Source organism: Gluconobacter aidae, assembly GCF_009547075.1.
Taxonomy (GTDB): Bacteria; Pseudomonadota; Alphaproteobacteria; order Acetobacterales; family Acetobacteraceae; genus Gluconobacter; species Gluconobacter aidae.
Map to the genome: position 1 here is coordinate 64,028 of NZ_WIPH01000012.1, position 14,961 is coordinate 78,988.

The following is a 14,961-nucleotide window of genomic DNA, read 5'->3' on the forward strand; positions in this document are numbered from 1 at the left end:
CGGTTTTCTTTATGGCAGGTTCGCCATGTGCTGTGTCTTCCCTCCCACAGTTTACACCTCTTCGTCCAGATCGAGTCGTCGCGACCCGAGGGTGCGCTCTATGGGCTGGGACACGTCCCGCATCTCCAGTTCGATGACCCACAGGTCGGGATCATATTTTTTCTGCCGCTCCAGATAGGCGTCCACGCCTGCCGGATCGGTGGCATCAACGCGGGTCCATCCGTTTCCGTCTTCGCGCAGGACACCGGTTCCACCCGAACGGTCGGTCAGGACGATCAGGACCGCTCCGGCATCCTCGTCGCCTTTCTTCAGGACCATGGCCGAGGTTCCGTCGGAGGAAATACGGCGCAGGACAGCCCGTATCCAGAGTCCCGTTTTCAATCGTGCGCCCATGACTGTTTCCGTTCGTCCTGCAAGGTTAGTGGAGGGGCGCGCTGTTCTCGTCAGGAACAGACTCCAGCGCCGCCCTGTAGGCGGCAGGGGAAGACAGAAGCGCTCTGGCGGCGTCCATGTCGGCATCCGAGCCGATGGCGGCCGGGCAATGTTTCCGGATCTCAAGGATTTTCGTCACCGGAACCGGGTAGCGTGCCATGCGTGCCATCTGTACGGCTTCGCCCTGGAGGGTATTCCCCTGCTTCAGGGCAGAAAGCTGGGCCTGAAGGGAGTCGATGCCAAGCGATGTGCAGACCTGCGGCATCACGCCCAGCCCCTGGATGGGCCAGCCCAGAGGGGCCTGATTGCGACTCCATGTGACGAACAGCTCCCCTCCGTTCGGCATCTGTCCGATGACCTGTACGAGGCCCTTGCCGAGCGTCTCACTTCCGATCACGACGGCGCGCCGGTGATCGGCCAGGGCGGAGGCCAGGATTTCAGCCGCGCTGGCTGTCCGGCCGTCCACGAGAATCACCACCGGCGTGCCATTGGTCATGTCGCCGCCCTGAACCGCCCAGATATGGTTGGCCAGAGGATTCCGGCCATGCGTGGTTACCGCCACGCCATGATCCAGCAGCAGGGCCGCCGTGGTGACGGCCTGCTGGAGAACGCCGCCGCGATCGCCTCGCAGATCAATGATGATGCCCGCTGCTTTTTTTCCCGAAGGAGCGGTCGAGGGCGTGGTCCGGCCCGGCTCGTCCACAACCTGATCCAGGAACTGACTGACTTCCTCGGCGGTCTGGGTCGAGAAGGATGCGACGCGGAGCAGGGTGAAGGGGCCGTCACTGGAAGCGAAGACGGTCTCGGGCGGAACCTGCGTCCGCTCCAGTCGGATTGTCGTCATCCGGTGCCCTCTGGAGGAAATCCCGAGCGTGACAGACGTGTGGTTGTCTCCTTCAAGCCAGCTCTGCACGGTTGCGGCATCCTGACCGTGCGTCGGACGTCCGTTGACGGAAACCAGGTGCTCGCCCGTATCCACGCCGGCCTCCCAGGCAGGTCCGTTGGCGTTGACAGCGGCGATCACGATCGTCCGTCCGTTCTGCCCGAGGGTTAGCCCCACAGTTCCCGTATCTCCTGAACGCCGCGTGCGGTCCGAAAGGGCCGGGGCGGGCGCAAGATAGCGGGAATAGGGATCCAGGTGATTGAAAAGCTCGTCGAAAAAGCCCTGCAAAAGCGCATCCGGCCCGGCATCGCGTAAAGTGACGGACTGCTTCCACGCGGCCTGCATGGCGGCCGTGACCAGTTCCGCCCATGCGCCATTGTTATTGGCTGGGGGGATGGGCTGGGTGAAGATGACGGTCTGCCCCTGAAGGACGGTCAGGATGGAGGGAGACTGCGCGGAAGTGTCCGGGGCCTTCTCCGCTGCTACCGCCGTGCCCGGAGCCGGCACAGTGGTTCTGGGAAGGGTGGGGTGGGTTTCCATGACGGAGAGGGTCGGATCGATCGCCGTCAGACCGTCCAGCCCCCAGATGCAGAAATCCTGGGCGGAATGCGCCTCCAGGGTGCGCGGCTCCAGAAAGCCGAGCGCTGCGACCAGGACTTCGCGTGTGGCCGAAGCTGAAAAAGAGGGGGGTGTCGGTGCGGCGGCCGCAGGCGCTTCTGCCGGGGGTGATCCGGCGGTGGGCGGGAGATCCTGCGTTCTACCAGGGCCTGTGGAGGTCACGAGGATCAATATGCAGACCGTCAGGCCCATACCCAGGCCCAGAACCGGACGACACGCCGCCTCGCGGCTGCGCGGCATGGAGAAAGTCATAGGGCGGACAGCATGACGCAAGACGGGGTCCTTGGAGACGGGACGGCAAAAGACGGCTGCTCCCGTAACGCGACCACGCCACAAACTTCCGCCACGGTAAAGACTTGCCAGACCGAATGTGGGGTCGGCAGTGCCATCTGGCAACACTGCCGATCCGATCTGTTTTCAGTCTTCCGACGTCGCGCCGGAAACAGTCTTACGCTTCCGTGGCGTTGTGGTTTTCGCCTTTGTGGCGGATTTGGCGGGGATACGCTTCGTTACCGTCTTCGGGGCCGTCTCATCTCCTTCCGTAGCCGCAACGGCTTTTTTCGCCTTTGCTGCTTTCGGAGCCGCTTTTTTCGCGGAAGTTTTTTTTGCGCCACCTTTCAGTGGTTTGCCCTTCTCCGCCAGAAGTGCCACCGCCTCATCGAGCGTGACTTCCTCCATATCCTGTCCCTTCGGCAGGTTGGCAATCAACTGGCCATGCTGCGCGTACGGGCCAAACCGTCCCTTGCGGATCATGACCGGCTCGCCGTCTTTCGGGTGCGGCCCCAGATTGCGGATGGAGGCCAGTTTCTTGGCCAGCGCATCCACGGCCCGGTTCAGTCCGACCGTCAGGACATCATCGTCCTTGTCGAGCGTGCCATAGATGGCGCCCATCTTCACATATGGCCCGAACCGTCCCAGCCCGGCCTCGATCTTCTCGCCCGTTTCGGGATGCATTCCGACCAGACGTGGCAGGGACAGTAGCCCCAGCGCCTGTTCCATGGTCATGGTGTTGCCGTCGATGCCCTTGGGAATGGTCGTCCGCTTGGGCTTGGCTTTCTTGTCTTCGGGGTTCGGTTCCCCGCGCTGGATATATAGTCCGTAAGGTCCGCGGCGGATCGAGATGTCCTCCCCAGTCTCCGGATCCTGGCCCAGCACTTTCGGACCGTCGTTCAGCCCCGCAGAATCGCCTTCTTCTGCTACCAGACGGCGTGTGAACTGGCAGGTCGGGTAGTTCGAACAGCCGATGAAGGCGCCGAATTTGCCGAGGCGCAGGCCCAGCCGCCCGGTTCCGCAGGATGTGCAGACGCGCGGATCGCCACCATCGGGGCGGGGCGGGAAGAAATGCGGTCCGAGGTCTTCGTCCAGAGCGTCGATGACGTCCGAGATTTTCAGATCCTTGGTCTGCGCGACGGCAGCCGAGAAATCGTGCCAGAAGGCCGCCATCACATCGTGCCAGTCGGCCCGGCCACCCGAAATATCATCAAGCTGTTCTTCAAGCGAGGCCGTGAAGCCCGTATCGACATAGCGCTCGAAGAACGATGTCAGGAACGCCGTAACCAGCCGTCCGCGATCTTCGGGCACGAAACGCCGTGCCTCCAGACGCACATAGTTGCGGTCCCGCAGCACACCGAGAATGGAGGCATAGGTCGAGGGGCGGCCAATGCCGATCTCTTCCATTTTCTTGACGAGCGAGGCTTCCGAATAGCGCGGTGGCGGCTGGGTGAAGTGCTGCTCGGCCTCCACAGCGGCCGTTGTCAGGCGGTCGCCTTCTTTCATGGGGGGCAGGAGCTTGCCGTCCTCGTCTTCGGCCTTCGTGTCGTCGCGGCCTTCGATATAGAGCTTGAGGAAACCGTCGAATGCGATGGTCGAGCCTGTGGCGCGCAGAAGCGTCTGTCCGCTGGCATCGGCCAGCGTTACCGCCACCTGATCCAGTTCCGCCGACTGCATCTGCGAGGCGACGGAACGCTTCCAGATCAGCTCATACAGCTTTTTCTGATCGGGCGTCAGCGCATGGCCGACCTTCTGGGGCGTCAGGAAGACATCTGTCGGACGGATGGCTTCATGGGCCTCCTGCGCATTCTTGGCCTTGGTGGAATAGGTGCGCGGGAAATCCGGCACGTAGTCGTCGCCGAACGCCTTGCCGATATGACCGCGGATGGAGCCGATGGCTTCCTTCGCCATCGTCACGCCGTCGGTCCGCATATAGGTAATCAGACCGGTGGTCTCACCACGCAGATCCACGCCTTCATAAAGCTGCTGGGCCGTCCGCATCGTCGTCTGTGCGCTCATGCCGAGCTTGCGGGACGCCTCCTGCTGGAGGGTGGATGTCGTGAATGGTGGCGGCGGATTGCGCTTGGTGCGCTTGCGCTCAACGGAGCGGACCGTGAACTGGCCGCGCAGAACAGTATCACGCGCGGCGAAAGCAAGCTGCTCGTTGTTCAGGTCGAACTGGTCGAGCTTCTCGCCCTTCAGATGCGTCAGCCGTGCCTGGAATGCCACCTTGCCCGGTGTCGTGAAGCCGCCGGTGACGGTCCAGTATTCCTTGGGGCGGAACACCTCGATCTCGGCTTCGCGCTCACAGATCAGGCGCAGAGCAACGGACTGCACACGGCCCGCACTCCGACTGCCCGGCAGCTTGCGCCACAGGACGGGAGACAGCGTGAAGCCTACCAGATAATCCAGCGCACGGCGGGCGAGATAGGCGTCGATCAGCGGGCGGTCCAACTCGCGCGGAGCCGCCATCGCCGCCGTGACGGCCGATTTCGTGATTTCGTTGAAGGTGACGCGATGGACGTCCACGTTCTTCAGAAGTTTCTTTTCTTCCAGAACGCTGCGGACATGCCACGAAATCGCTTCGCCTTCGCGATCCGGGTCAGTGGCGAGATAGAGGTTCTTCGCCCCCTTCAGCGCCTTGGTGATGGCCGAAATCTGCTTTGCGCCGCGTTCGTCCGTCTGCCAGCTCATGGCAAAGTTCTCGTCCGGGCGCACGCTTCCGTCCTTGGGCGGCAGATCCCGCACATGTCCGAATGAAGCGAGCACCGTATATCCGCTTCCCAGATACTTGTTGATCGTCTTGGCCTTTGCCGGGCTCTCGACCACCACAACGTCCGTCATCGCTACTCCGGTATTCCGCGTCACTTCAGTTCGGCAGCAACGCCACGCGTCCGCCGGGCACAAACTCCACGATCCCGCCAAGCTCAAGCTCGGCCAGCATCGCAAGCACCGCCGACACGGAGAACTGGCAGCGGCGCACCACATCGTCAACTGTTACAGGTGTCACGGAGAGAAGAGACCGCACGTTTTGCTGCACCAGATCGGGATCGATCCAGGCGGTATCGGGGACATCACCCCATGCGGCCGGGGGTTCGGAAAAGCCGGTCAAAGGCGGGGTGTGGCGTGCCGAACGCTGCCATGGCACGGGGTCGCGTTCCGGAAGCTCCAGCGGCAGGGCCTGAAGAATATCGGTAATATTTTCTGTCAGGGCCGCCTGACCTGTTTTCAGCAGATGGTTGCCGCCCCGTGACCGTGGATCGAGCGGCGAACCCGGCACGACCAGAAGCTCACGGTTGTAGGACTGGGCGAGATCGGCTGTGATCATCGTGCCGGATTCCAGCGCCGCCTCGATAATCAGGCATCCTGACGAAATCCCGGCAATCAGGCGGTTGCGTCGCGGAAAATGGCGGGCCTGCGGTATGGTTCCGAGCAGTGCTTCCGTCACCAGACAGCCTTTTTCGGCAATCTGCTGTTGCAGGGATGCATTCTCCGGAGGATAGACATGATCCAGCCCTCCTGCGATTGCACCGACCGTCAGCCCGGGATGCAGTGCGGCGGCGTGTGCTGCCGAGTCGATACCGCGGGCCAGTCCTGAAACCACGCAGATTCCGGCATGGGCCATTTCGGCTGCAAGGCTCTCTGTAATCCGGATTCCCGCAGCCGAGGCATTGCGCGCGCCAACCACTCCCACGGAGCGCATCGACAGCTTCCGGATGTCCCCGCGCGCGAACAGCACAGGCGGCGCATCCGGCACGAGGGACAGCAGTAGTGGATAGTCCGAATCTCCCCGCACCAGCATTTTTCCGCCCAGTTTTTCAAGGCGTTCCAGCTCGTCCGTCATGCGTGAGACGGTCGGGATGACGGGTTCGTCCCGACGTCCGGCTTTACGCATCCGACCGGGCAGTGCGGCAAGGGCAGCGCCCGCGCTGCCATATTGCGTCATCAGTCGCGCAAAGTTGATCGGACCGACACCCAACGTCTGCGATAGGCGCAGCGTATCGATTCGGTCTGTCGCGGATATGACGGGAGGGGCGTTGGCGGAATCTGTCATAAGGTTTTTCTCCTTAAGACAGATTCCTTAATCGACGCTTAAAATCTAGGAGCGGGGCGCCTGATCCACGTTCACGCGTGGCTCCTGTCCTGTCAGAAGGCGTGCAATATTGCCCCAGTGTCGCGCCCAGATCAGCACCGAGACGAGCAGCGTCGCCACCGGGATGGGAGAGTGGAGCGCACGTCCGGACAGCAGCACCATCAGCACCGGTGCGAGCAGGAATGCGGCCAGCGCACCGGCCGATGAAATCCGGCTCAGGCGTGCGACTAGCAGCCAGACCACACAGCAGCCCAGCCCGACCGGCCAGGACAGGACCCAGATCGTTCCGAGCCCCGTCGCGACGCCTTTGCCGCCCCTGAAGCCGAGCCAGACCGGAAAACAGTGCCCGATGACGACGGCGACGGTCGCCACGGCCATGGTCATTTCGCTCGCGCCCGGAAAGAAAAACCGTGCGATCAGGACCGCTGCGGCACCCTTGAGCGCATCCAGAAGCAGCGTGGCCGCAGCCAGACCGCGTCGTCCCGTACGCAGGACGTTGGTTGCGCCGATATTGCCCGATCCGATCTTGCGGATGTCCCCACCACCGGAAAGCGCCGTCAGCAGCAGCCCGAACGGGATGCTTCCGATGACGTAGGATATGAGAAACAGCAGGATGAGCTGGGCCTGAAAACCGCTCACGACCGTGCCTCCGCCAGTCCGTCAGCCGTGAAGACTTCCACGCCGCGCTTGAACGTCCGCAGGACACGGCCTTTCAGATTCCGGCCATCAAACGGTGTGTTCTGTGCGCGTCCCGGCAGGTCTCCGGCGACCACTGTCCATGATCCTTCCGGATCGAACAGGCACAGATCGGCATCGCTCCCGACCGCCAGCGTTCCGGCATCAAGGCCCAGCAGGGCGGCCGGAGCGGACGTCACCAGCCGCAACGCATCTACAAGCGGCAGTCCCGTGCCCAGTGTCACGCCCAGCAGCGTGACCAGTCCGGTGCCCCCGGCGCGGGCCTGTGCAAAAGGAAGCCGCTTGTCATCCGCATCCGCCGGAGCATGGTCCGAGGCCACGGCGTCAATCGTTCCGTCCGCCAGCGCCGCACAGACGGCCTGCCGGTCCGTATCGTTGCGCAGGGGGGGCGAGAGTTTCGCATAGGTGCGGAAGTCGCCGATATCGTCTTCGGTCATGGCGAAATAGGGGGGCGCCGTATCGCAGGTCACGCGTACGCCCCGGCTCTTGGCTGCACGGATCAGGTCCAGCCCCTCCGCCGTGGAGACATGCGCGAAATGCAGCCGCGCCCCGGTCATGGCCGCCAGACGCAGATCGCGGGCGATCATGATGGCTTCGGCTTCGGCCGGAACCTGCGGCAGACCCATCCGCACCGCGCGCGCTCCGGCCGTGGCACACGCGCCTTTGGCCAGAGACGGATCTTCCGGATGCTGCACCACGATGGCGTCGAGAAAGCGCGAATAGGACAGCAGGTTGCGCATCTGCCTGGCGTCTGAAATCGCGCGGGTTCCGTCAGTGAACGCGACGGCTCCGGCATTGCGCAGCAGCCCGAGTTCGGCCATTTCGCCGCCCTCGCAGCCGCGCGTCAGCGCGCCGTAAGGATGGATCGAGACCATGCCCGTCTCTTCGCCCCGGACCCGCAGCAGATGCACGAGGGCCGGATTGTCGATCGGTGGGAAGGTGTTGGGCAGGACCGCCATGGTGGTAATGCCACCCGCGACGGCAGCGCGCGCCCCGGAAGACACGCTCTCACGGTATTCCGACCCCGGCTCCCCGAGTGCGACGCGCATGTCCACCAGGCCGGGACACAGCACGGCTCCTGCGCCATCAATGACCCGCGCGCCTTCGGGAACCGACCCGTCTTCGCAGGCGACGATCTTCCCCTGACGCACCACAAGTCGCCCGGTCTCATCGCGGCCCGAAGCCGGGTCGATCAGGCGGACATTTTCAAAAACGATATCGCTCATACCGGCATCCGTGCCCGGGACAGACGGTCCAGAACCGCCATCCGCACAGCCACGCCCATCTCAACCTGTTCGGAAATCACGCTCTGATCCGAGTCCGCCACGTTCGATGCGATTTCGACGCCACGGTTCATCGGCCCCGGATGCATGACGAGCGCACCGGGCTTTGCCAGTGCCAGACGGCGGCGGTCCAGCCCGAAGAAATGGAAATATTCCCGCGCACTCGGCACCAGACCTGCCCCCATGCGCTCCTTCTGAAGCCGCAGGGACATGACGACATCCGCACCGTCCAGCGCCTTGTCCATGTCGGAATACAGCGCGACATTGCCGAGCCCGGCCATGGCCCCCGGAAGCAGCGTCGGCGGTCCGACCAGCCGTACCCGGTTTCCGAATGCCGTCAGCAGATGGATGTTGGAGCGTGCCACCCGGCTGTGTCCGACATCCCCGCAGATGGCGACCGTGAGGTCTTCCAGACGTCCGAAATGCCGCCGGATGGTCAGCGCATCGAGCAGCGCCTGTGTCGGATGTTCATGCGTGCCGTCACCCGCATTGACGACGCTGGCTTCGACTTTCTGCGACAGCAGGGCGGGCGCGCCGGACTGCGCGTGGCGGATGACCAGAAGGTCACAGCGCATGGCGTTCAGGGTCGCCGCCGTATCCAGCAGTGTCTCGCCCTTGTTCACCGAACTTGTGGCGACGGACATGTTGATGACGTCCGCGCCAAGCCGCTTGCCCGCGAGTTCGAAACTCGTGCGGGTGCGGGTGCTGTCTTCGTAGAACAGGTTGATGACCGTCCGCCCCCGCAGCGCATCGCGCGGCGCGGAGCGCGAGCGGCTCAGCAGCGCGTAGCTTTCCGCCAGATCGAGGAACGGCACGAGCTGTTCAGCCGACAGCCCCTCGATTCCCAGCAGATGCCGGGGGACGGAAGGCCGCTCAGGCATCGACGGACCCGGAAGCCAGAACGGCGGCAATGCGGGCCAGAACCTCGTCCTGCCCCAGCGCCGCAAGCGTCAGATCAATGCCCGGAGACGTCGTGGAACCTGTCATGGCCGCGCGCAGCGGCTGGGCGACGGAGCCGAGCTTGATTTCGTGCTTTTCAGCATAAGCGCGCAGAGTTCCGTCGATCGCTTCGGGTGTGAAATCCTTGAGCGCAGCCAGATCTTTGCCAACGCCTTCAAGAACCTTGCGTCCGTCCTCGCCGAGCAGCTTCTCGGCCTTGGGCGTGAAGGTCAGGGGGAGGGTGAAGCCTGCGAAAGCGGCGTTGTCCGCCAGTTCCACGAGCGTCTTGGCGCGTTCCTTGAGGCCCGGCATCATCGCAAGAATGCGCGCGCGGGTCTTGTCATCCGTCACAACGCCCTCGCGGCCCTGAAGTCGCTCCATGACGTCATTCGTCAGGCGCGCATCATCGGCCTGACGCATCCAGATTCCGTTGAGATGTGCCAGCTTGACGTAATCCATGCGCGACGGGGAGCGGCCGACGCCATCCAGATCGAACAGCCTGATCTGCTCCTCGCGGGACAGGACTTCGGCATCGCCATGACCCCAGCCCAGACGCAGCAGGTAGTTGCACAGGGCTTCCGGCAGATAGCCTTCTTCACGGAAATCCACGACCGACTGTGCGCCATGGCGTTTGGACAGCTTGGCGCCGTCGGGGCCGTGGATCAGCGGCAGATGCGCGAAATGCGGCAGATTCCAGCCCATGGCGCGATAGATCATGGCCTGACGGAAGGTGTTCGTCAGATGATCGTCACCGCGCATGACATGGGTGATGTCCATATCGTGATCGTCGACGACCACGGCGTGCAGATACGTGGGCGTGCCATCCGAACGCAGCAGGATCAGGTCGTCCATTTCGGAATTCGCGACCCGGACCTCGCCCTGCACCAGATCCTTGATGATCGTCTCGCCGTCACGCGGGGCCTTCAGGCGCACGACATAGGGTGCGCCGGCGGGCGCTTCGGACGGATCGCGGTGCCGCCATGTGCCGTCGTAACGGGGCGGGCGCTTCTCGGCCATGGCCTTCTCACGCATGGCGGTCAGTTCTTCGGGGGTGCAGAAGCACTTGTAGGCCTGACCCTTTTCCAGAAGCTCAAGCGCCACTTCCGTATGACGGTCCTGCCGGGCGGACTGGAAAACCGGTTCCGCATCCGCTTCGATTCCCATCCAGGCCAGACCGTCAAAGATCACGTCCACGGCTTTTTGAGTGGAGCGTTCCTTGTCGGTGTCCTCGATCCTCAGGAGGAATTCGCCGCCGTGATGACGGGCAAAGAGGAAATTGAACAGGGCGGCGCGGGCATTGCCGACATGCAGCAGACCCGTCGGAGAGGGGGCAAATCGCGTACGGATGGTCATGCCGCCGTCATATCATGCTCTGACCCGCGCTTCCATCCGCCAGCGCGAGGCCCCGGTTCAAGAGCCCCGCCGCACCGTCAAAACGACGTGTCTTACAAAAAGCTAAGTCTCTTCAAGCGCGTGTGATTTCCAGCCTTCTGCCGAACCTGCCTATCCTGACCTTCAATAGTGCAGGTGGTACCTTTCCAATGAACCGACGCGATTTCAACGCCCTGCTGGCAGGGCTGGGACTGACCTTCGGAGAGGGCCGGGTCCATCATGCTGGAGCCAACACGTCCCGCGTGGACGTTTTCACGCTGCGGGCCAATGACTGGGTTCCGAACAATCCCGATCTCCCTGTCATCGTGTATCGCAACGCGCTTGAGGCCGGAGCGGATCGTGAGGCCGTTTATGAGGGTCTGTTCAACCGTAACGGCTGGCCCCCGCAGTGGCGCAACGGCGTTTACCCGTTTCATCACTATCACAGTCTGGGACACGAGGTTCTGGGATTTTCCAACGGTTCCGCACGCCTGATGCTCGGGGGCCCCAAGGCCCGGACCGTGGAGGTGCGTGGCGGTGACATTGCGGTGCTCCCGGCCGGAACGGGGCACTGCAATCTGGGCTCGGACGAGGATTTCACTGTTATCGGTGCTTATCCGCCCAATCAGTCCTTCGACATCCTCCGCGCCGCGCCGACAGCGGAACAGCGTGCGCGCATCCATGGGCTGTCCTTCCCGAAGACCGATCCGGTTCAGGGCGGAGCAGGTGTGCTGACACGGGAATGGCATCCTTCATGACAGCCTTTCCTCTCAGACGACGCCCCTTCCTCGCCGCACTCGCGGGGCTGGCCACAGTCACCAATGCCGGAGCAGTGGATTCCGGCGTCCAGAAGGTTCGTATCGGCATCATCGGAACCGGTCATGTCGGCACGACGTTGGCCGAATTCTGGGTGCATGCGGGCTATCATGTCATGGTCTCGTCCCGCTCCCTGAGCGAGGCACAGTCACTGGCCACGTCGCTGGGCCCGCTCGCCACGGCCGGAACTCCGGTCCAGGCGGCGGCCTATGGAGATGTTGTGGTTCTCGCCGTGCCCTATGGCGCCATTCCACAGCTTGGTCCTCAGTTGAGCCGGACGTTGCTGGACAAGGTCGTGCTCGATCCGTCCAATCCCTATCCGTGGCGCGACGGGCCTATTGCGGAGACCGCGCAGAAGGACGGGGCGGGGGTGACGACCCAGCGTTATTTCCCTTCGGCGCATGTGGTGCGGGCGTTTAATTCGATCGATATGACCACACTCCGTTCCGAAACGCATCGCGCTCCACCGCTGCTGGCCGTTCCGGTTGCGGGAGATGACGCGGGGGCGGTGTCGCAGGTGGTGGCGCTGGTGAGGGCAGCCGGTTTCGAGCCTGTCGTGACCGGGACTCTTGCGACCGCAAGACTGTTCCAGCCGGGCAGCACCGGTTTTGAGCTGGAGCGGGATGCTGCGGGCCTGAAGCAGGCGCTTCACCTTTCGCAGTAAGGAAAGTCCTTGCGGGATGCGTTGGCCCCGAGAGGGGAGGCGCGTTTCGCGGAAAAATCCGTTACGGTTCTGCCCGTGATGACAGAGACCTTTTCCGCCCTGCCTCTCGATCCGCGCGAACTTCTTGACAGTGTCGTGTCTCCCGACGCGGCGCCGACGCCACCATCGGCTGCCATCCGCTTCTTTCTGGATCAGGGACGGCAGATGATCTGCTGGCTGCCGGTCGCATTCGGGCTCGGGGCCATGCTGTATCTGGTTCTGCCGTTTGAACCTTCTGTCCTGTGTGTCGTTCTTGTCACGGTCCTGCCAAGCCTGACGGCGTGTGTCTGTTTCTGTCTGGGATGGCGGAAGCTGTTTCCGCGTCTGCTGGGATTCGCGCTTCTCGCTTCGGCGATCGGGTTTGGCGATCTGGCGTTTCAGGCCCGGATGCAGCCGCCGATGCCGGCCCTGCCAACCCATGCCACCATTCTGACCGGGCGGGTCCAGTCTCTGGAAATCCTGCCGCCCCGCAATGATGATGAGGATGACGGCCATCGCGTGACGCTGGTGGGTGCCGTGTTCGAGACGCCCGTCGATGCCGGAATGGCGCCGTTGCATCGGACGCTGCATGTCCGTCTGCGCGATGATGACGATATTTTGCCGGAGCCTGGCGGCACGATCCGCCTGCGTGCCATGCTGCGTCCGCCGCCACCGCCCTCCTGGCCCGGTGGGCGGGATCTTCAGCGGGAGGCGTGGTTCTCGGGACTGGCCGGAAGCGGCTATGCGCTCGGTCCGGCCAGTCTTTCAGGCGCACCATTCCGCCGCTCCCGGCTTGAGGCCCTGCGCGAAACCGTGGTGCTGCGGGCTCATACCGCCCTGTCCGGCCAGACCGCCGCCATTGCCGCTACGCTTCTGGCGGGAGAGGCCGGGAGCATCGATCAGCGGACCCGCGAGGCGTTTTCCGCGTCCGGTCTGTCGCATCTTCTGGCTGTTGCGGGGTTGCATCTGGGTCTCGTGATGGCCGCTGTCATCGTGACGGTGCGCTGGGGGCTGGCATCCATTGAATATGTTGCCCTGCGCTGGCCCTGCCGACAGATTGCAGCCATTTCCGGGCTGCTGGCCGGGGCCGGGTATGTGATGCTCACAGGGGCGCATCTGCCCAACCTGCGGGCGCTGGGCATGGCCAGTATCGCGACTCTGGCCATCGTGACCGGACGGCGTGTGCTCTCCATGCGCTCTTTGTCCATCGTGGCGCTTCTGATCCTGCTGGTCTCGCCGGTTTCGGTTGTTGATGTGTCGTTCCAGATGTCTTTCGCCGCCGTGATGGGGCTCATCGCAGGGTATGGCGCGCTGAGGGAGCCACTTCTGCGGCTGCGCGGAGAGGGGGAGTGGTATCGTGTTGTCGCGTCCCATTGTACCGCGCTGGTTCTGACCAGCCTTCTGGCCGGGCTGGCGACGCTGCCGGTCAGCATGGCGCATTTCGGCGCGTTTCAGCCGTGGTTCGTGTTGGCCAATCTCTTGGCCGTGCCGCTGGCAGCCGTCTGGATCATGCCGGTGGGGCTTCTGGCGCTCATTGCCATGCCGTTCCATCTCGATGGACCCTTTTTAAAGTTCATGGGAATGGGAATCCGCATCGTGCAGACGCTGGCGGAGCGTGTGGCGGCATTTCCGGTGGCGCATCAGCCTGTTCCCGCCATGCCGGGCTGGGGCCTGTTTCTGGTGATGTTGGGGCTGTGTTTTCTCTGCCTGTGGAGGGGCCGGATCTGCTTCGTCGGATTGCTGCCCGTTGCGGTCGGGGTGGCCTCCATCTGGCTGGCCCCGAAACCGGATATTCTCGTGTCGGCGGATGCGGGGCTGATGGCGGTGCGCAGTCAGGGGATGCTTCTGGTTGGCCCGCATTCCGGGCTGGAACGCCACACGCTGGAAGACTGGCAGCAGGCTCTTGCGCTTCCGGTGGCGTCTCTGCCGCCAGATTGCCTCTCCGGTCCCTGCCGGGTCGCGGTTGGCTCCCGGACCTTCCTGCTGCGTGTCCGCGACCCTTCGGACGGAACCACCCTTCCCACAGCGGAACAGTGCGAAGGTGTGCGTCTGTTCATCAGTGCCTCGCCTGCGCGGCGGGGCTGCCCGGACGTGCCGTCCATCGACCGGTTTTCGGTCTGGCGCGATGGGGCTTACAGCGTGTTCGCCGGGCATGCCCTTACGATTGTTTCCGACCGGAGCTGGCGGGGAAACCGGCTGTGGGTTCCGCCTGTGGGCTGGCACGGTATGCCCAATCTGCCTCTGGCTCAGTCGGAGTAAGGCGCATCTCAACTTTTTGGAAAGCAATCGTCCCGTAGGATCGCCGTGTAAGGAGATCCGTTATCGTGGCTCATAAAACCACAAGGGCTGTTCTGGGGGCCGTTTTGTCTGGCCTGTCACTGATGGCCGCCAGCCCGGTGCAGGCCGCTCCGCCTGCGATCTGGGAAGGGTTGACTCTGGGCATGAGCGTGCCGGAGGCGCAGATCAGCCATCCGCAACTGACGGCGCTGCCGTCTCCGGTGCCGCGTTCCGGTTTTGCGCGCTACGTCATGCAGGGGCCGTTCATCGGGTCCTGTCTGTCGACGGTGGACGTGAATTTTCTGGGCGGGCGTCTGGCGTCCGTTGAGGTTCATGCCCTGACGGATACGGATTCCGGGGATGTCCGCATCTGTGCCGAGGAATGGGGCCGTGCCATCCGCCAGAAATACGGGCAGCCCCTGTTCGACGTCCGCGCGCCCATGACGGAAAACATTACCTGGAATGCGAACGGCTTTTCCGTGACGACCCATATGCGCGTTCTCAACAGCATCGTGGTCTATTCCGTGTCCTATCAGGCCCCGCGCCGGACAGCCGCCCAGATTTTGTGAGGGAGCATCTAGAGCGGTTCCACTGAACCTTG

Annotated in this window: 12 protein-coding genes; 4 read left to right on the plus strand and 8 right to left on the minus strand. The window is 63.5% G+C overall.

Annotated features, from left to right (window positions below; all coding sequences use genetic code 11):
• Positions 1-51 precede the first annotated feature (51 nt).
• From GFJ39_RS07360 to gltX, 8 genes are all read right to left on the minus strand, one after another.
• Positions 52-393, minus strand: coding sequence for a DUF1491 family protein (locus GFJ39_RS07360; RefSeq protein WP_153430721.1), 342 nt, complete (start codon positions 391-393; stop codon positions 52-54).
• 25 nt (positions 394-418) lie between these two features.
• A complete protein-coding gene (locus tag GFJ39_RS07365) occupies positions 419-2,173 on the minus strand; it encodes a S41 family peptidase (protein WP_153430722.1) in 1,755 nt (584 codons plus the stop codon).
• Positions 2,174-2,350: 177 nt separating this feature from the next.
• Positions 2,351-5,047 carry a type I DNA topoisomerase gene (gene topA, locus GFJ39_RS07370; protein WP_153430723.1) on the minus strand — a complete coding sequence of 899 codons (2,697 nt, stop codon included), beginning with the start codon at positions 5,045-5,047 and terminating at the stop codon, positions 2,351-2,353.
• 25 nt (positions 5,048-5,072) lie between these two features.
• Positions 5,073-6,257 carry a DNA-processing protein DprA gene (dprA, locus tag GFJ39_RS07375; protein WP_153430724.1) on the minus strand — a complete coding sequence of 395 codons (1,185 nt, stop codon included), beginning with the start codon at positions 6,255-6,257 and terminating at the stop codon, positions 5,073-5,075.
• Positions 6,258-6,302: 45 nt separating this feature from the next.
• Entirely contained in the window at positions 6,303-6,935 is a 633-nt protein-coding gene (gene plsY, locus GFJ39_RS07380) for a glycerol-3-phosphate 1-O-acyltransferase PlsY (protein WP_325062868.1), read from the minus strand.
• Entirely contained in the window at positions 6,932-8,218 is a 1,287-nt protein-coding gene (locus GFJ39_RS07385) for a dihydroorotase (protein WP_153430725.1), read from the minus strand. Before GFJ39_RS07385 ends, plsY begins: the two co-directional genes overlap by 4 nt.
• The gene (locus tag GFJ39_RS07390) at positions 8,215-9,156 is read right to left on the minus strand and encodes an aspartate carbamoyltransferase catalytic subunit (RefSeq protein ID WP_153430726.1); all 942 of its coding nucleotides are present in this window, start codon (positions 9,154-9,156) and stop codon (positions 8,215-8,217) included. Before GFJ39_RS07390 ends, GFJ39_RS07385 begins: the two co-directional genes overlap by 4 nt.
• A complete protein-coding gene (gltX, locus tag GFJ39_RS07395; RefSeq protein ID WP_153430727.1) occupies positions 9,149-10,567 on the minus strand; it encodes a glutamate--tRNA ligase in 1,419 nt (472 codons plus the stop codon). The genes GFJ39_RS07390 and gltX overlap by 8 nt, the downstream gene beginning before the upstream one ends.
• 188 nt (positions 10,568-10,755) lie before the next feature.
• Between gltX and GFJ39_RS07400 the strand changes: the two genes are divergently transcribed.
• The 4 genes from GFJ39_RS07400 to GFJ39_RS07415 all read left to right on the plus strand — a co-directional run bounded on the left by GFJ39_RS07400 (position 10,756) and on the right by GFJ39_RS07415 (position 14,929).
• A complete protein-coding gene (locus GFJ39_RS07400) occupies positions 10,756-11,343 on the plus strand; it encodes a cupin (RefSeq protein ID WP_153430728.1) in 588 nt (195 codons plus the stop codon).
• Positions 11,340-12,065, plus strand: coding sequence for an NADPH-dependent F420 reductase (locus tag GFJ39_RS07405; protein ID WP_153430729.1), 726 nt, complete (start codon positions 11,340-11,342; stop codon positions 12,063-12,065). The genes GFJ39_RS07400 and GFJ39_RS07405 overlap by 4 nt, the downstream gene beginning before the upstream one ends.
• A 78-nt stretch (positions 12,066-12,143) precedes the next feature.
• Entirely contained in the window at positions 12,144-14,342 is a 2,199-nt protein-coding gene (locus tag GFJ39_RS07410) for a ComEC/Rec2 family competence protein (RefSeq protein WP_153430730.1), read from the plus strand.
• 65 nt (positions 14,343-14,407) lie between these two features.
• Entirely contained in the window at positions 14,408-14,929 is a 522-nt protein-coding gene (locus tag GFJ39_RS07415; protein ID WP_153430731.1) for a hypothetical protein, read from the plus strand.
• Positions 14,930-14,961: the final 32 nt, after the last annotated feature.

Coding starts and splice junctions, on each gene's coding strand:
- GFJ39_RS07400 (WP_153430728.1), top strand. CDS start 10,756: ATGAACCGACGCGATTTCAACGCCCTGCTGGCAGGGCTGGGACTGACC.
- dprA (WP_153430724.1), bottom strand. CDS start 6,257: ATGACAGATTCCGCCAACGCCCCTCCCGTCATATCCGCGACAGACCGA.
- topA (WP_153430723.1), bottom strand. CDS start 5,047: ATGACGGACGTTGTGGTGGTCGAGAGCCCGGCAAAGGCCAAGACGATC.
- GFJ39_RS07365 (WP_153430722.1), bottom strand. CDS start 2,173: ATGCCGCGCAGCCGCGAGGCGGCGTGTCGTCCGGTTCTGGGCCTGGGT.
- GFJ39_RS07390 (WP_153430726.1), bottom strand. CDS start 9,156: ATGCCTGAGCGGCCTTCCGTCCCCCGGCATCTGCTGGGAATCGAGGGG.
- GFJ39_RS07405 (WP_153430729.1), top strand. CDS start 11,340: ATGACAGCCTTTCCTCTCAGACGACGCCCCTTCCTCGCCGCACTCGCG.
- GFJ39_RS07385 (WP_153430725.1), bottom strand. CDS start 8,218: ATGAGCGATATCGTTTTTGAAAATGTCCGCCTGATCGACCCGGCTTCG.
- GFJ39_RS07360 (WP_153430721.1), bottom strand. CDS start 393: ATGGGCGCACGATTGAAAACGGGACTCTGGATACGGGCTGTCCTGCGC.
- gltX (WP_153430727.1), bottom strand. CDS start 10,567: ATGACCATCCGTACGCGATTTGCCCCCTCTCCGACGGGTCTGCTGCAT.
- GFJ39_RS07410 (WP_153430730.1), top strand. CDS start 12,144: ATGACAGAGACCTTTTCCGCCCTGCCTCTCGATCCGCGCGAACTTCTT.